Origin of the sequence: Aeromonas eucrenophila (assembly GCF_000819865.1) — a bacterium.
GTDB lineage: Bacteria > Pseudomonadota > Gammaproteobacteria > Enterobacterales > Aeromonadaceae > Aeromonas > Aeromonas eucrenophila.
In genome coordinates this window covers 406,168-420,752 of sequence record NZ_CDDF01000014.1, presented here as the reverse complement: position 1 = coordinate 420,752, position 14,585 = coordinate 406,168, and the positions used below count along the sequence as shown (strand labels likewise).

The window sequence follows — 14,585 nt, the reverse complement described above, 5'->3', positions numbered from 1 at the left end:
GAATAACAGCGAGGACCACATGGCTCGAATGTTTCTTATTCCCCTGTTGCTGGCCCTGGGGTGGTGGGCGTTTCTGATCTACTTCCGCATCCCGCTCAAGCAGGGGGCCAAGGGGTTCTACTGGATCATCGGCCTGGGTGGCGGGCTCGCCGCCTTCCTCAGCCTGATGATGGTGCTGACCCACTAGCCGCTGTCCCCATCGGTTGCAACAAGGCCACCCTGAGGTGGCCTTGTGGTCAGTTCGTCTGAAGATGGTAGTGGCGGTTGCTGCCCTGCCCCAGCACCCCTTCTGCCAGCAGATGCTGGAACACCCTGTCCACCTCCTCCAACGGCAGGGCCAGCGCCTCGGCCACCTTGCGCTTGCTGCACTTGAGCTCGCCGCTCTCCAACACGGCGCGCACCCGCTCCACCAGCGCGGGGGCGGGGGCCGGCTTGCTTGTCAGCTGCGGCTCGACTGGCACAGCCGCCTCGGCCTGCGCCTGCTGGCGTTGCCACTGGCGGCGGAAGCGGTTCTCCCCCCCGATCAGGCTGACGAAGTAGGCACCGAACGCATCGAGCAGGATGGAGAGGAAACAGACCAGCAGGAACTGCACCTGGCTGATGCTCATGCCCACCCCGTCCGCCAGGCTGCTCATCAGCCCCAGCATGGAGGACTGTTCGTTGAGGGGCTTGGCATCCCGCTCCTGGCGCAGCTCGTCCTGTTTCAATCTGAGCTGGGTGTTGGCCTGCTGCAGGCCGCTGACGCCGCTGGAGATGCGCGCCATCTCGATGTATTTGCGGGCCGCCTCTTCGTTGAGCTGGATCTGGCGCTCTATGCTGGCGATCTGCTCGTCGAAGCGCGCCAGCTCCCGCTCGTGACGGGCCTGCTGACTCAAGATGGTGTTGGTGGCGCTGTTGATGCCGCCGATGCTGCCGCCAATGGAGATGGCCGCCAGCACGCTGTAGAACAGCAAAGACCAGAAGGCGCCGCCGAGATCCCGGCGCGCCTTGCACTCCCCGTACTCATACCAGACGTAGAATTTGCCCAGTTCGAAGATGATGGCGAGCCCACCAAACAGCCACTTCATCAGCGGGTTGTCGTCGATGGAGAGAAACAGCAGCAGGGAGAAGACGATGGAGGCCAGGATGGCCAGCCCGGTGAAACTGTAAACAGTGGTCAGTGCGAACCACCCCTTGGGGTAGCGCAGTGCGGTGGTGTCCTGTGTAGTCATGATGAGGAGACGATGTGGTGCAGAGGAAATTTGGCTGCCGATTATAGTCATCGGACTCGTGGAGAGAAGGCTATTCGGTTGAATTCCTTCATATCCTCATCTGGATGGGTAGAACGCGACCGAATTGGGCAAATAGCCGCCCGGCGGGAGGCCGGGTCAGCGGAGGCGCATCTGTGCCCAGCTCTGCCATGGTCAAGCCGAAGCGAGATAAACTAACCCCTATTACCCCCCTGATATCGAGGTCATCATGCACAAGGCTACCCCTCTCTTGTTTTCCCTGCTCCTGGTTCAGGGCGTGGCCGTGGCGGCCCCACCCTCCAAGCAGGGCGACGACATCCGGATCTCGACCGACCGGGGCCAGATCAACCTGAATTGGGACGACAAGGAATATGGCTGGTGGCAAGACAACTGCCTGGATGTCCGCACCCGCAACAGCCGCATCAAACTCGACTGTGAAGACATGGATGGCAAGTATCGCGATCACTACAATCGCAGCATCCACAGCGGCAACAACCCGGGCAAGGGCCACGACAAGCGGGACTGGGACGACGACAAGGTCAAATACAAGGAGAAGGGAAACGGCAACGGGAAAGGCAAGAACAAGTAACGATCCGGGGCCAGGCTGATGGGTTCCTCGCCCTGTATAAAGGCTAATCGGTTGAATTCCTTTATATCCTTGCCTGAAGCGAGCCAGAAGCCAGCCCAATCAACAACGTAGCCCACCGTTTCATGACCAAATCGGGCAGGATCTTGCGTGAGGGCTGTTCCGTTTCCATTAAGCATGGCGACGATAGACTGCCCGTCCTCCTGCTGTTAAGAGGCTATCATGCGCAATACCGTTTCCCACCTGCTCTCCCGACTGCTCAACAGCGGCGCGGCATTCGAGGCACCCCAAGCCCGCCGCGATACCGCCGCCACCCGCCAGGATGCACCTTCTCAGGAGAACCGGGGCACTCAGGCGCAGCAGCATAAAGAGCTTAATTCCATCAAATCCACAAAAGAAGTGAATGGGAAAAAATAACCTAGCAGCTTGTTTGACTGCCTACTCTACCAGTAATTCTCCGCACTGATATTGCCGGGAGCCCGCCGCAGGTTCTTGGCCAAGCCAATCTCCAGCAAGGTCTGCTGCGTCTCCTTCACCATGGCGGGGTTGCCGCAGATCATCACCTGACTGTGCGCCGGCGAAAACTCGAGTCCGACCCGTGCCTGCAGCCGCCCCTCGCCGATGGCCGCCGGGATCCGGCCCGCCATGGCCCCCGGCCACCCTTCGCGGCTAACGAAGGGAACATACCGAAAGCGGGGTCCATACTGCTCAACCAGGCTGGTGATGAGCGCCTGATAGGTGAGCTCCTCTCCCTGGCGCACCCCGTGTACCAGCACCAGATTCTCAAACAGCTCGAACGCCTCGCCGTCCGCCAGCATGGCGAGGAAGGGGCCGATGGCGGTGCCGGTGGAGAGTAGCCAGAGATCGCGCCCGGCGGGCAGCTCGTCCAGGGTCAGAAAACCGGCAGCCAGGGACTGGACCAGCAGGCTGTCTCCCACTTGCAAGGCCGCGAGGGAGGGCGTCAGCTGACCATCCGGGATCTCCACCAGATAGAATTCGTGATAAGGGGCGCTGGGAGGATTGACGAAGGAGTAGGCTCGTTGCACGCGTTGCTCACCCCGTTGCAGGGCCAGCTTGGTAAATTGTCCCGCCTTGTAGGGCGCGAGTTCCGCCTCCACACGCAGAGAAAACAGGGTGGGTGTCCATTCGATGCGCTCGATGACACGGCCTTCGACCCAGGCTGCCATAAGGATCTCCTTCTTGGGAACGGATCCTCACTTTACCCTTTGATCCAAAAATAAAAAACCCGCGCATTGCGCGGGTTTTTTCTGCAAAGCGAAACGCTATTACAGAGCAACAACCTGGATCTGTACGGTTGCTTTGACGTCAGCGTGCAGCTGAACAACAACGTCGTACTCGCCGGTGTTACGCAGAACGTTGCCCATGCGGACCTCGCTCTTGGCAACGGCGACGCCGGCAGCAGTGATGGCTTCAGCCACGTCACGGGTACCGATGGAACCGAACAGCTTGCCTTCGTCGCCAGATTTGGAGGCGATAACAACGGCAGCCAGTTCACCCAGCTTGGCAGCGCGCTCTTCAGCGGCAGCTTTACCGGCAGCCAGTTTGGCTTCCAGTTCAGCACGGCGAGCATCGAAGGTCTCGATGTTGGCCTTGGTAGCCATAACGGCTTTGCCTTGCGGGATCAGATAGTTACGGGCGTAGCCAGCTTTAACAGCGACTTGGTCACCCAGACCGCCCAGTTTGGCGATTTTGTCGAGCAGAATAACTTGCATTACCTTTCCTCTAAGAAAGTTGAGTTAGGCCTAAGTGCCGGACCGATTCTTACTTGTTGTGCAGATCGGTGTACGGCAGCAGAGCCAGGTAACGAGCACGCTTGATGGCGCGTGCCAGCTGACGCTGATACTTGGCGCGGGTACCGGTGATACGGCTCGGTACGATCTTGCCAGATTCAGTGACGTAGTTTTTCAGAGTAACGATATCTTTGTAGTCGATCTCGGTAACGTTCTCGGCGGTGAAGCGGCAGAACTTACGACGACGGAAATAACGTGCCATGGCCTTTATCCTCTATTCAGTGATCCAGAATTACTCTTCGGAAGAAGCTTCAACAGCATCTTCGCGGCGCTCGTCGTCACGACGTGGGAAGCGCTCTTCCTTGGCCTTGGCCATCGGAGAAACTTCAGTCACGGCGTGCTTGGTGCGCATGATCATGTTGCGGATAACGGCATCGTTGAAGCGGAAGTTGGTTTCCAGTTCATCGATAACGGCTTGCTCGGCTTCCACGTTCATCAGAACGTAGTGAGCTTTGTGCAGCTTGTCGATCGGGTAAGCCAGTTGACGACGGCCCCAATCTTCCAAGCGATGAATAGTACCACCAGCGGTGGTGATAGCGCCGGTGTAACGCTCGATCATGCCAGGTACTTGCTCGCTCTGGTCCGGGTGAACCATGAAGACGATTTCGTAATGACGCATTAATTAGCTCCTTACGGATTAATTCAGCCTCCGCCCAGGTGCAGCCAGACCTCGGAGGCAAGGAACATAGTGGTGTTTAGACACTGCTTTCTAGGGCGGCGTATTGTACGAAATCGCCTCTCTCACTGCAACTGGCATGGGCAGTTGTTTTTATCTATGGCCGCGATACAAAACTTCAATTGATAACAATTATCATTTATATCTATTCTGTCTTCATATCCTTATGGAGGATGACAGTATGCAACCCGCACTGAGCACGGCCATCCCGGCCCGCAAATTCAAGCTGACCCTGCTGGGGCCCGCCTTCATCGCCGCCATCGGCTATATCGATCCGGGCAACTTCGCCACCAATATCCAGGCGGGTTCCACCTTCGGCTATCAGCTGCTGTGGGTGGTGGTGTGGGCCAACCTGATGGCCATGCTGGTGCAGACTCTCTCCGCCAAGCTCGGCATCGTCACCGGCAAGAACCTGGCGGAACACATTCGGGACAAATTGCCAAAGCCTGCGGTCTGGGCCTACTGGGTACAGGCGGAGATCATCGCCATGGCCACGGATCTCGCCGAGTTCATCGGCGCGGCCGTGGGCTTCAAGCTGCTGCTCGGCGTCACCCTGCTGGAAGGCGCCTGCATCACCGCCGTGGTCACCTGGGGCATTCTCATGCTGCAATCTCGCGGCCAGAAGCCGCTGGAGTTCGTGGTGGGCGGCCTGCTGCTGTTCGTAGCCGCGGCCTACATAGTCGAGCTGGTATTCTCCCGCCCTCACCTACCGAGCCTGCTGGAAGGCGCCCTCTTCCCCGGTCTGCCCAACAGCGATGCGGTCTATCTCGCCGCCGGCGTGCTGGGGGCGACCGTCATGCCCCACGTCATTTACCTGCACTCGGCGCTGACCCAGCACACCCAGGATCAGGGCACCGTCACCCAGCGCCTGCACACCACCAAGGTGGATGTGGCCATCGCCATGACTATCGCCGGCTTCGTCAACCTGGCCATGATGGCCATGGCGGCGGCGGCCTTCCACGGCACGGGCAATCAGCCGGTGGCCGAGCTGGAAACCGCCTACCAGACCCTCACTCCCTTGCTCGGGCCGGCGGCGGCCACCCTGTTTGGCCTCTCCCTGGTGGCGTCCGGCATCTCCTCCACCGTAGTGGGCACCCTGGCCGGTCAGGTGGTGATGCAGGGCTTCGTGCGCTTCACCATTCCGCTCTGGCTGCGCCGGGCCATCACCATGGCTCCCGCCTTCGTGGTGATCGCCATGGGGCTCAACACCACCGAGATCCTGGTGTTGAGCCAGGTGATCCTGAGTTTTGGCATCGCCCTTGCACTCATCCCCTTGCTGATCCTGACCGGCGATCGCACCCTGATGGGCCAGCATCGCAACCACCCGGTCACCCAGGCGCTCGGACGCCTCATCGTCGCCCTGGTGATCGGCCTCAACGCCTATCTGCTGGTCTCCATGATCTAGCGCCCAATCCAGCACCGCCAGACAGGCTCATTAACGCGGGTTAATGAGCCTGTCCGCACTTTGGCGTATGCTGCGGCTCTCTCTTCTTCTTCGATTCGCGGGAGCCATCCATGGAACATACCCGAGCCAGCTTCGTGCTGGGCCATCACCACGAACAGGCCAAGGTGGTCTATTGCCAGGCCGGCGAGCCGACCCTGCTGGTCACCGAGATCACGCCCTTCCATCCCCAGAGCCACCTCTGGCCCGATCAACCGGGAGACGTTGGTACCGTTGGCTGGGAGGACGGTGAGGCCGTCGTGGGCCCCTGCCGCATGGGCGTCATCAGCCCGGACGGCGAGCTGTTTGTCGATCAGGGGATCCCGGTCAAGCGCGGTGCCGAGGGCTGGGCCTTCGTGGTGGTGCACCCGCTGGCGGGCAGGCATGAACTGGCGGCCGGCAGCACGGTCGAGCTGAGGGTGGATGCCGAGGCTCGCCATGCCCTGAGCCTGGGCCACAGCGGCTGCCATCTGGTGGCATTGGCACTCAACCGGGTACTCATCCCTTACTGGCGCAAGGAGGTGAGCGAGCGCGACGCCCTCGGCCAACCAGATTTCGACCGCCTCGCCATCCAGACCTCGCGCGTCGAACCCATGGGCTCCCGGGAGCAGTACAGGATCGGCAAGAGTCTGCGCAAGAAGGGGGTCAACGGCGAGGCGCTGCTGGCTGAACTCGCGCAGATAGAGGAGCGCATCAACGAGCAGCTGGCGCAGTGGCTGGCAACCGGCGGCGAGATCCGCCGCACGCGGGCAGGTGAGGCCATCATCGACTCCCGCTACTGGCACTGCGTGCTGGAGGGGCAGGAGCTGAGCATCCCCTGCGGTGGCACCCATGTCGGCAACCTGGCCGAGCTGGGTCGAGTCTCGGTGCAACTGAGCCCCGCCGAGGAGGGCTTCATCCTTATCTCAAGAGTCAGCCCCTGAGTCAGCTGCGGCTCAGGGGCACCTGAACCTCATCAGCCAAGGCGGATCAGCAGGATGCCGCACAGGATCACCAGGGCGGCTCCCAGCCTGACCCGCCCCAACTGCTCCCCCAGCCAGAGCCAGGAGAGCAGCACGGCAAACAGCACGCTGCTCTCGCGCAGGGCCGCCACCAGCCCGATGGGAGCCTGGGTCATGGCCCAGATGACGATGCCATAGGCAAGCAGCGACAGCAGGCCACCAAGCGCCCCCGTGTGCCAATCCGCCCGATTCAGGCTGCGCAAGGAGGTGCGGCTCTGCCAGCGCATCAGCAGCGGCATCAACAGCGCAGTCAGGAAGAACAGCCAGAGGGTGTAGCGTATGGGTTCACCGGCCGAGCGGGCCCCCATGCCATCGGACAGGGTATAGGCGGCGGTAAAGAGCGCCGTGATCAACACGGCGGTCAGGGCGGCGGGGGCCAGCCTGATGCCACCGCGCCAGGCCATCAGCAGGACGCCGCTCACCAGCACCAGGGCCCCCACGACCGCCAGCCATCCGGGCCACTCCCCCAGCAGCAGCGCCCCAAGCAACAGGGTCAGCAGCGGCGCACTGCCACGAGCCAGGGGATAAACCTGGCCAAACTCCCCCAGCCGATAGGCTCGACCGAGAAACAGGCAGTAGCCGCTGTGCAGCAGGATGGAGAGCGCTAACCAGGGGTATTCGGCGGGATCCGGCAGCCCCACCAGCGGCAGTAAGGGGAGAGAGAACAGACCGGAGCAGAGGGCGACCAGCAGCACGCTGACCCGTCCCGTGGCCTGGCGCTTGGCCAGCGCGTTCCACAAGGCATGTAACAAGGCGGCCAACAAAATGGCCGCGAAGATGGTGGGGGTCACAGCGGGGTTCCAGTCAATATGGGGGCACGATCATACCCGTTTGTATCGCAATAATCTGGGAGCCACCTCATGGTCGCCCCATCGCCTCGCGACAACCCCCCAGCTCAACCCTGCCGTTTGCGCATACCCATGTGGGGAATGTCGTCTTCTATGTACCCTTCTCCTTCCGGCTCGAAGCCGTGCCGACCATAGAAACCCTGCAGATGGGCCTGGGCACCGAGCCAGATGCTGTGATCCGGCCAACGGGCCTCACAGCCTCTGACGGCTTCGGTCAGCAGCCGATGACCCAGGCCATCGCCACGGGAGCGCGGTGAGGTCACCACCCGGCCGATGGCGCTGCCCTGCTCGTCACCGATGCCGGGGGCCATGATGCGGGCGTAGGCGGCCAAATGCTCGCCGTCGTAGCCGAGCAGGTGCAGCACGCCGTCACGGCGATCCAGCCCGTCCAGATCCTGGAAGGGGCAGGTCTGCTCCACCACGAACACCTCGGCGCGCAGGGCAAGCAGTTCATACAATTCGTCCGTGGTGAGGTCACTCCAGGCCTTGAGACTCCAGTTCACGGGTCACTCCTTATGTCATGTCGGCCCGCCAGCATAGGGCCCCAAGCCCCGCCCGGCATTAACCTTGGTTAAGACTCTTCAGCCGTTTGCGAATGCGGCTCAGGCTGATGGGGGTAATGCCGAGATAGGCGGCGATCTGGTGATCCGGCACCCTGGCGTCCAGCGCCGGGAAATTGTCCAGGAAGTGCCGATAGCGGGCCTGGGGGCCCTCGGTCAGCAACAACAGCTCTTTCTCCTCCTTGATCCGCAGTTGCACCGCCAGCAGGTGGTGATACCAGTCGGGCCAGCAAGGGAACTGGCGCAGATCCGTCAGATTGAACAGCTGTAGCCGGCAGGGCTCCAGCGCCTCCACGCTGTAGCGGGCGGGCGCACCACTGAGCAGGTGGTGGAAGTCGATAAACTCATCCCCCTCCCAGTAGAACTCCTTGATGTACTCGCGCCCGTCCGCCAGCACCACCTTGGCCCGCAACAAGCCCTGCTCCACCCTGATCAGCAGATCCGGGCTGTCACCGGCATGCCAGAGGCAAGATTTGGGGGCGAGCGTCAGCGAGCGGGCAAAAGAGAGGAGGCGCTCGGCCTCCTGCTCATTCATGACCCTCTCCAGACTGAACTGGGGTCTGTCCATCCCGCTCGCCTCAGGCGCGGCGCTGACGCACGGCTTCGAACAGGCATACGCCGGTCGCCACCGAGACGTTGAGGCTGGACACGGCCCCGGCCATGGGGATGCTCACCAGCTCGTCGCAGTGCTCGCGGGTGAGGCGGCGCATGCCCTTGCCCTCGGCCCCCATCACCAGTGCCATGGGGCCGGTGAGTTTGGCCTGGAAGACATCGTGATCCGCCTCGCCGGCGGTGCCGACGATCCAGACCCCGCGCTCCTGCAACTCGCGCAGGCTGCGGGCCAGGTTGGTGACCTGAATGAGCGGCACCACTTCGGCGGCGCCACAGGCGACCTTGCGCACCACTGAGGTCAGGCCACTGGCCTTGTCCCGCGGCACTATGACTGCATGGACACCCGCCGCATCGGCGCTGCGCAGGCAGGCACCGAGGTTGTGCGGATCTGTCACGCCGTCCAGCACCAGCAAGAAGGGCTCGGCCTTTTGCTCGGCCAGGCCATCAAGCAGGCTGGCCAGGTCGTGCTCGGCCAGCTTGGGGGCTTCTATCACCTTGGCCATGATGCCCTGGTGATTGTTGCCCTCGGCTTTATCGTCGAGCGTCTTGCGGTTCACGCTCTGCACCTTGAGGCCGAGGGATTCCAGCTCGTCCAGCAAGGGTTGCAGCCGGTCGTCCTCGCGGCCCTTGAGGGCCCACACCTCGATGAAGCGCTCCGGGGTACGCTCAAGCAGAGCGGTCACGGCGTGAATGCCGTAGATCAGTTCAGTACTCATTTAGTGCTCTTGGCCTTGTCGCGAGCCTTCTTGCTCGGTCGTCTGTTGCTGGGTTTGGCACGGCCACCCTTGTCGGATTTGGCGCCGTCCTTGCTTTCGGTGCGTCTCTCACCGCGAGGTGCGCCCTTGGCAGGCTTGCGGCCCGTCCCTTTGGTGTTCTTGCCGTTGGCGGGCAGCGGCTCTTCCACCATCACGAAGTCGATCTTGCGATCGTCCAGGTTCACGCCCATCACCTTGACGCGCACCTTGTCACCCAGACGGTAGCGACGGCGGGAGTTTTCGCCGATCAGCTGCATGTGCAGGGGATCAAACTGGTAGTAGTCGTTGGTGAGGGTGCTGACGTGCACCAGGCCATCGATGTGGATCTCGGCGAGGCGCACGAAGAAGCCGAAGCCGGTGACGCTGGCGATGACGCCATCGAACTCGTCACCCACGTGATCCAGCATGTACTCGCACTTGAGCCAGTCGGCCACGTCGCGGGTGGCATCGTCGGCACGGCGCTCGGTCATGGAGCAGTGCTCGCCCATGGGATCCACTTCTTCCAGCTGGTAGTGATAACCACCGCTCGGCGTCCACTTGTGGCGCAGATTACCCTGCTGTTCCTTGGCCGTCTGGTATTTGATGGCGCGGTGCAGGATCAGATCCGGATAACGGCGGATCGGCGAGGTAAAGTGGGCGTAGGACTTCAGAGCCAGACCGAAGTGACCAATGTTGTCGGCCTGATAGACGGCCTGACGCATGGAGCGCAGCAGCATGGTGGAGAGCAGCTCGGCATCCGGGCGCCCCTCGAACTGGGCGGCCAGCTCGGCGAAGTCTTTCGGCTCGGGTTCGAGTCCACCCTTGAGCTCCAGGCCCAGTTCGGCCAGGAAGTCGCGGAAGCCGGTCAGGCGCTCTTCACTCGGCTTGTCGTGGGTACGGAACAGGGCGGCAGCCTCGTTCTTCTCGATGTAACGCGCGGCAGCCACGTTCGCCTGGATCATGCACTCTTCGATGATCTTGTGGGCGTCGTTGCGCACCAGCGGCACTATGCGATCGATCTTGCGCTGGGCATTGAAGATGAAGCGGGTCTCTTCGCTCTCGAACTCCACGGCGCCACGCTGGTGACGACTGTGCTTGAGCGCCTTGTAGAGGTTGTTGAGCTCCTCGATGTGGCCCACCAGCGGCTCGTACTGCTGACGCAGCTTGGGATCCCCAGCCAGGATCGCCGCGACCTTGGTGTAGGTCATGCGCGCGTGGGAATTCATCACGGCTTCGTAGAACTTGTAGCCGGACATGCGGCCGGTGGCGGAGATGGTCATCTCGCACACCATGCACAGACGGTCAACCTGCGGGTTCAGGGAACACAAGCCGTTGGAGAGCACCTCCGGCAGCATGGGCACCACGAACTCGGGGAAGTAGACGGAGTTGCCGCGCTGATAAGCTTCCGCGTCCAGCGCCGTACCCGGGCGGACATAGGCGGACACGTCCGCGATGGCGACCCACAACCGCCAGCCGCCGCCGCGCTTGGCCTCACAGAACACCGCATCGTCGAAGTCACGAGCATCTTCACCGTCGATGGTCACCAGCGGCAGGGCGCGCAGGTCAATGCGACCCTCTTTGGCCTTCTCCGGCACCTGTTCGCCCAGACCCGCGACCTCTTTGGTCACCTCGTCCGGCCAGGTATGGGGAATGCCGTGGGTGCGCAGGGCAATTTCAATCTCCATGCCCGGCGCCATGTTCTCGCCCAGCACGTCCAGCACGGTACCGACCGAGCTGGTGCGACCGTTGGAGCGCTGGTTGATACGCACCACCACCACCTGGCTCTGGCGGGCACCCTTGTTCTCCCCTTCCGGGATGATGATGTCCTGGCCGATGCGGCTGTCATCCGGTACCACGAAGCCGACGCCGTTCTCCACGAAGTAGCGGCCGACAATGTCCGCCTCACGGGGTTTGAGCAGACGCACCAGCCGCGCTTCCTGGCGACCCTTGCGATCGACTTCGGTCGGCTGCACCAGCGCATAGTCGCCGTGCATCAGGCGCTGCATCTCACGGTTGTTCAGGAACAGATCCGATCCACCGCTCTCGGGGCGCAGAAAACCGAAGCCATCCTTATGGCCGAGCACATAGCCTTTGACCAGATTCAGGCGATCCGGCAGGGCATAACATTGGTTGCGAGTGAATACCAGCTGCCCATCGCGCTCCATGGCGCGCAGACGACGGCGCAAGGCTTCCAACGGCTCTTCGTCGGTCAGCTTGAGGACCGTGGCCAGCTCTTCACGGGACATGGGTTTTTCATGGCCTCGGATGAGCTCCAGCAGCATCTCGCGGCTGGCGATGGGGTTATCGTATTTTTCGGCCTCGCGTTGGAGGAAAGGATCTTTTTGAGACATAAGCAGGCCTTTGGGTAGGTAATAACGAAGACATTATATCGAAGGGGGGAGCTATTGGCATCCATCGACTGCCTTTTGGCCAATCTCTCTGTCATACTGGGCACAGTTTGCAGGTATGTGAGACTCGGAACTCATGAGCAAGGACTCGTTCGCCCAATCTGCCGCCTATTTGAAACAGGCGGTACCCCTGATGATCAAGTATCAAATTCCTACCACCCCGAACAATTACCACCTCTGGTACAGCTACGTCTCCGGCGATATGCCAGAGCTGAACGGCGCCATTGATCAGGCGGTCAAGTTGCAGGGGACCTGTTCCCTCACGACCTGTGAGCGGCTCTACCACCGGCACCTCGCCAGCCAGGACGAACAGCAGATGGAGACCATGAAGCTCAATCTGGTCGCCATGGCCAACGAGCTCGGTCACTCCATGCAGGATGCGTTGGTCGACACCGGCCAGTTCCAGGCGGTGCTCGACAAGAGTTTCGACCGCCTCAGCCTCATCGACGACGAGGGGCTGAGCCTGGATGACACCATGAGCATACTGCGCGAGCTGGTGCGTGAGTCGCGGGACGTGCGCATGTCCACCATGCACTTTCGCAATCAGCTCAGCAGTGCCGAGAAGGAGATCAAGGAGCTGAAGGAGGCGCTGAGCGAGACCCGCAAGCTGGCCACCGAGGATGCCCTCACCGGCCTGCTCAACCGGCGCGCCTTCGATCTGGAGATGGACAGCCTGATCCGCAGCAAGCAGCCCTTCTCGCTGATCATGACCGACATCGACCGCTTCAAGAACTTCAACGACGAGTACGGTCACCTGCTAGGGGATCAGGTGCTGCGCATCTTCGGCAAGCGCCTGCGAGAAGCCAGCAAGGAAGGCATCACCGCCTATCGGCTGGGAGGGGAAGAGTTTGCCCTGCTGGCGCCGCGCCGCTCCCTGGCGTTGACCCGGCAGATGGCGGAGAGCCTGCGCCGGGCCATCGAGAAGATGTCGATCCTGGATCGCAAGTCAGGCCGCCGCATCGATCACATCACCGCCTCCTTCGGAGTCGGCGAATACAGTGGACAGGAAGCAGGCGATACCCTGGTCGAGCGCACCGACAAGCTGCTCTACAAGGCCAAGGAGCTGGGTCGCAACCGGGTGATGCCGCTGCCGTCCTGAGGTTCATGCAGCAAACAAAAAGGCCGGTCAATGACCGGCCTTTTTCATTCTGGCGATGCGCTTAGAGGCTCTTGAGCTTCTCTTCCGGCAGGGCCAGCTCGTCGTTGTGGTTGACGCCGATGCCGCGCTCCAGCACGTGGCGCGCGATGGCGTGCGCCTCCTCCAGGGAGTGCATGCTGTAGGTACCGCACTGGTATTCGTTCAGCTCGGGGATCTTGCCCTGCTCCTGCACGGTCAGCACATCGCTCATGGCGGCCTGCCAGGCGGCGCCGACACGGGCCTCGTCCGGCGCGCCGATCAGGCTCATGTAGAAGCCGGTACGGCAACCCATGGGGGAGATGTCGATGATCTCGACCCCGTTACCGTTCAGATGATCCCGCATAAAGCCGGCGAACAGGTGCTCGAGGGTGTGAATGCCGCGCTCGGAGAGGATCTCCTGATTCGGCACGCAGAAACGCAGATCGAACACAGTGATGGTGTCTTTATTCGGGGTCTGCATGGTCTTGGCCACGCGCACCGCAGGGGCTTCCATGCGGGTGTGGTCGACGGTAAAACTGTCCAATAACGGCATTTCTGACTCCTGATTGGTTACGAGAACCAGCCCCCGCTGGGGAGCCGTTCCTTGCATTGTCGATACTGGGCGCCGTAGCGCTGGGCGCGGGCCTCCACCTTGCGGGAGACCTTCATCAGCCACCCCTTGGCACGGTAGCTGCCACGCCGGTAACCGCCCCAGCCTTCGTGATAATTGAGATACTGACCATAGGCATCCCACTTGGAGGTGCCGTTCAGCCGCTGGGCCTTGTTAGTGTACCAGCCCATGAAATCGATGGCGTCGGCAAAGTCGTCGCGATCGCTCCAGCCGTTGCCGGTCTCCCGCTGGTAATCATCCCAGGTCTCGTCCTTCACCTGGGCGTAGCCATAAGCCGAGCTGGCTCGCCCGGTCGGGATGAACAGGAAGTACTGCATCGGCGGCTGGGCATCGTGCACGAAGGAGGACTCCTGGTACATCATGGCCATCACCACGTGCACCGGCGTGCCCCAGCGCTCGCTCATCTTGAGCGCCGCCTTGTGCCACTCGGGCTTTTCCGTGAATATCTGGCACAGATTTTCCGGCTGGGCCGGCGGCCTGGTACTGCAGGCGGTCAGACCCACTAAAAGGCCCGCCGCCACCATTAAACGTGTCCACATCAGCAAAATGCCATCTTAATTCTCTTCGTCATCGCGAGGCGCATCCACCACATCAAATGGCGTCTTCGTTCTCTTCGCCAGTACGAATACGGATAACGCGCTCCACCTCGCAGACGAAAATTTTGCCATCACCAATCTTGCCGGTACGAGCGGTATTCTGGATGGCCTCCAGGCAGGCATCGAGGTCCTCGTCCTGCACCACCAGCTCCACTTTCACCTTGGGCAGGAAATCCACCATGTATTCGGCGCCACGATAGAGCTCGGTGTGCCCCTTCTGACGGCCGAAGCCTTTGACTTCGGAGACGGTCATGCCGTTGATGCCGATCTCGGCCAGGGCCTCGCGCACATCGTCCAGCTTGAACGGTTTGATGATGGCTTCAATCTTCTTCATG

The 14,585-nt window shown here is 61.6% G+C and carries 19 protein-coding genes; 6 read left to right on the top strand and 13 right to left on the bottom strand.

Translation table 11 applies throughout. The annotated features are described in order from the left end of the window. Nucleotides 1–19 precede the first annotated feature (19 nt). Entirely contained in the window at nucleotides 20–187 is a 168-nt protein-coding gene (locus BN1124_RS21380; protein ID WP_197066226.1) for a hypothetical protein, read from the top strand. Between the two features lie 49 nt (nucleotides 188–236). On the opposite strand, the gene BN1124_RS15545 is transcribed toward BN1124_RS21380, so the two are convergent. After that, nucleotides 237–1,211, bottom strand: a complete 975-nt coding sequence (locus BN1124_RS15545; protein ID WP_042643386.1) for a hypothetical protein — start codon at nucleotides 1,209–1,211, stop codon at nucleotides 237–239. 247 nt (nucleotides 1,212–1,458) lie between these two features. Here BN1124_RS15545 and BN1124_RS15540 point away from each other — a divergent pair, with 247 nt between their 5' ends. After that, nucleotides 1,459–1,818, top strand: a complete 360-nt coding sequence (locus tag BN1124_RS15540; RefSeq protein ID WP_042643338.1) for a hypothetical protein — start codon at nucleotides 1,459–1,461, stop codon at nucleotides 1,816–1,818. A 219-nt stretch (nucleotides 1,819–2,037) separates the two neighbouring features. Further along, nucleotides 2,038–2,232 carry a hypothetical protein gene (locus BN1124_RS15535; protein ID WP_042643337.1) on the top strand — a complete coding sequence of 65 codons (195 nt, stop codon included), beginning with the start codon at nucleotides 2,038–2,040 and terminating at the stop codon, nucleotides 2,230–2,232. A gap of 26 nt (nucleotides 2,233–2,258) precedes the next feature. On the opposite strand, the gene BN1124_RS15530 is transcribed toward BN1124_RS15535, so the two are convergent. The 4 genes from BN1124_RS15530 to rpsF form a co-directional block, all read right to left on the bottom strand. Further along, nucleotides 2,259–3,002, bottom strand: a complete 744-nt coding sequence (locus BN1124_RS15530; RefSeq protein WP_042643336.1) for a ferredoxin--NADP reductase — start codon at nucleotides 3,000–3,002, stop codon at nucleotides 2,259–2,261. Between the two features lie 99 nt (nucleotides 3,003–3,101). Continuing rightward, entirely contained in the window at nucleotides 3,102–3,548 is a 447-nt protein-coding gene (rplI, locus tag BN1124_RS15525) for a 50S ribosomal protein L9 (protein ID WP_042643335.1), read from the bottom strand. A gap of 49 nt (nucleotides 3,549–3,597) precedes the next feature. Continuing rightward, on the bottom strand, nucleotides 3,598–3,828 hold the full coding sequence (gene rpsR, locus BN1124_RS15520; protein ID WP_005313392.1) for a 30S ribosomal protein S18: 231 nt from the start codon (nucleotides 3,826–3,828) through the stop codon (nucleotides 3,598–3,600). 30 nt (nucleotides 3,829–3,858) lie between these two features. Next, nucleotides 3,859–4,245 carry a 30S ribosomal protein S6 gene (gene rpsF / locus BN1124_RS15515; protein WP_033131862.1) on the bottom strand — a complete coding sequence of 129 codons (387 nt, stop codon included), beginning with the start codon at nucleotides 4,243–4,245 and terminating at the stop codon, nucleotides 3,859–3,861. 238 nt (nucleotides 4,246–4,483) lie between these two features. Here rpsF and BN1124_RS15510 point away from each other — a divergent pair, with 238 nt between their 5' ends. Both BN1124_RS15510 and BN1124_RS15505 read left to right on the top strand, forming a co-directional pair. Further along, nucleotides 4,484–5,707, top strand: coding sequence for an Nramp family divalent metal transporter (locus BN1124_RS15510; protein WP_042643334.1), 1,224 nt, complete (start codon nucleotides 4,484–4,486; stop codon nucleotides 5,705–5,707). Nucleotides 5,708–5,817: 110 nt separating this feature from the next. Further along, a complete protein-coding gene (locus BN1124_RS15505) occupies nucleotides 5,818–6,666 on the top strand; it encodes an alanyl-tRNA editing protein (protein WP_042643333.1) in 849 nt (282 codons plus the stop codon). 32 nt (nucleotides 6,667–6,698) lie between these two features. Here the strand turns inward: BN1124_RS15505 and BN1124_RS15500 are convergent, their stop codons facing one another. The 5 genes from BN1124_RS15500 to rnr form a co-directional block, all read right to left on the bottom strand. Further along, complete coding sequence (locus tag BN1124_RS15500) at nucleotides 6,699–7,535, bottom strand: DMT family transporter (RefSeq protein WP_042643332.1); 837 nt, start codon at nucleotides 7,533–7,535, stop codon at nucleotides 6,699–6,701. A gap of 104 nt (nucleotides 7,536–7,639) precedes the next feature. Continuing rightward, nucleotides 7,640–8,095 (bottom strand): GNAT family N-acetyltransferase, encoded by a 456-nt coding sequence (locus BN1124_RS15495; protein WP_042643331.1) that lies wholly within the window; start codon nucleotides 8,093–8,095, stop codon nucleotides 7,640–7,642. A gap of 58 nt (nucleotides 8,096–8,153) precedes the next feature. After that, complete coding sequence (locus BN1124_RS15490; RefSeq protein ID WP_042643330.1) at nucleotides 8,154–8,720, bottom strand: Crp/Fnr family transcriptional regulator; 567 nt, start codon at nucleotides 8,718–8,720, stop codon at nucleotides 8,154–8,156. 10 nt (nucleotides 8,721–8,730) lie between these two features. Then, nucleotides 8,731–9,480, bottom strand: a complete 750-nt coding sequence (rlmB, locus tag BN1124_RS15485; protein ID WP_042643329.1) for a 23S rRNA (guanosine(2251)-2'-O)-methyltransferase RlmB — start codon at nucleotides 9,478–9,480, stop codon at nucleotides 8,731–8,733. Beyond that, nucleotides 9,477–11,849, bottom strand: a complete 2,373-nt coding sequence (gene rnr / locus BN1124_RS15480) for a ribonuclease R (RefSeq protein WP_042643328.1) — start codon at nucleotides 11,847–11,849, stop codon at nucleotides 9,477–9,479. The genes rlmB and rnr overlap by 4 nt, the downstream gene beginning before the upstream one ends. Before the next feature lie 133 nt (nucleotides 11,850–11,982). Here rnr and BN1124_RS15475 point away from each other — a divergent pair, with 133 nt between their 5' ends. Then, nucleotides 11,983–13,005: a GGDEF domain-containing protein gene (locus BN1124_RS15475; protein WP_042643327.1), complete on the top strand. Its 1,023-nt coding sequence runs from the start codon at nucleotides 11,983–11,985 to the stop codon at nucleotides 13,003–13,005. Between the two features lie 61 nt (nucleotides 13,006–13,066). On the opposite strand, the gene luxS is transcribed toward BN1124_RS15475, so the two are convergent. From luxS to glnB, 3 genes are read right to left on the bottom strand one after another with little or no spacing between them, the layout of a single operon-like run. Next, nucleotides 13,067–13,576 carry an S-ribosylhomocysteine lyase gene (gene luxS / locus BN1124_RS15470; RefSeq protein ID WP_033135492.1) on the bottom strand — a complete coding sequence of 170 codons (510 nt, stop codon included), beginning with the start codon at nucleotides 13,574–13,576 and terminating at the stop codon, nucleotides 13,067–13,069. Between the two features lie 17 nt (nucleotides 13,577–13,593). After that, nucleotides 13,594–14,193, bottom strand: coding sequence for a transglycosylase SLT domain-containing protein (locus BN1124_RS15465; RefSeq protein WP_042643326.1), 600 nt, complete (start codon nucleotides 14,191–14,193; stop codon nucleotides 13,594–13,596). A gap of 52 nt (nucleotides 14,194–14,245) precedes the next feature. After that, complete coding sequence (gene glnB, locus BN1124_RS15460; protein WP_005308848.1) at nucleotides 14,246–14,584, bottom strand: nitrogen regulatory protein P-II; 339 nt, start codon at nucleotides 14,582–14,584, stop codon at nucleotides 14,246–14,248. Between the last annotated feature and the right edge of the window lies 1 nt (nucleotide 14,585).

Excerpts from the sequence above, each read along its gene's own strand:
- glnB (WP_005308848.1), bottom strand. The coding sequence starts at position 14,584 with ATGAAGAAGATTGAAGCCATCATCAAACCGTTCAAGCTGGACGATGTG.
- BN1124_RS15490 (WP_042643330.1), bottom strand. The coding sequence starts at position 8,720 with ATGGACAGACCCCAGTTCAGTCTGGAGAGGGTCATGAATGAGCAGGAG.
- BN1124_RS15535 (WP_042643337.1), top strand. The coding sequence starts at position 2,038 with ATGCGCAATACCGTTTCCCACCTGCTCTCCCGACTGCTCAACAGCGGC.
- BN1124_RS15540 (WP_042643338.1), top strand. The coding sequence starts at position 1,459 with ATGCACAAGGCTACCCCTCTCTTGTTTTCCCTGCTCCTGGTTCAGGGC.
- BN1124_RS15530 (WP_042643336.1), bottom strand. The coding sequence starts at position 3,002 with ATGGCAGCCTGGGTCGAAGGCCGTGTCATCGAGCGCATCGAATGGACA.
- BN1124_RS15465 (WP_042643326.1), bottom strand. The coding sequence starts at position 14,193 with ATGTGGACACGTTTAATGGTGGCGGCGGGCCTTTTAGTGGGTCTGACC.
- rpsR (WP_005313392.1), bottom strand. The coding sequence starts at position 3,828 with ATGGCACGTTATTTCCGTCGTCGTAAGTTCTGCCGCTTCACCGCCGAG.
- BN1124_RS15510 (WP_042643334.1), top strand. The coding sequence starts at position 4,484 with ATGCAACCCGCACTGAGCACGGCCATCCCGGCCCGCAAATTCAAGCTG.
- BN1124_RS15475 (WP_042643327.1), top strand. The coding sequence starts at position 11,983 with ATGAGCAAGGACTCGTTCGCCCAATCTGCCGCCTATTTGAAACAGGCG.
- rlmB (WP_042643329.1), bottom strand. The coding sequence starts at position 9,480 with ATGAGTACTGAACTGATCTACGGCATTCACGCCGTGACCGCTCTGCTT.
- rplI (WP_042643335.1), bottom strand. The coding sequence starts at position 3,548 with ATGCAAGTTATTCTGCTCGACAAAATCGCCAAACTGGGCGGTCTGGGT.
- BN1124_RS21380 (WP_197066226.1), top strand. The coding sequence starts at position 20 with ATGGCTCGAATGTTTCTTATTCCCCTGTTGCTGGCCCTGGGGTGGTGG.
- BN1124_RS15505 (WP_042643333.1), top strand. The coding sequence starts at position 5,818 with ATGGAACATACCCGAGCCAGCTTCGTGCTGGGCCATCACCACGAACAG.
- rpsF (WP_033131862.1), bottom strand. The coding sequence starts at position 4,245 with ATGCGTCATTACGAAATCGTCTTCATGGTTCACCCGGACCAGAGCGAG.
- luxS (WP_033135492.1), bottom strand. The coding sequence starts at position 13,576 with ATGCCGTTATTGGACAGTTTTACCGTCGACCACACCCGCATGGAAGCC.
- BN1124_RS15545 (WP_042643386.1), bottom strand. The coding sequence starts at position 1,211 with ATGACTACACAGGACACCACCGCACTGCGCTACCCCAAGGGGTGGTTC.
- rnr (WP_042643328.1), bottom strand. The coding sequence starts at position 11,849 with ATGTCTCAAAAAGATCCTTTCCTCCAACGCGAGGCCGAAAAATACGAT.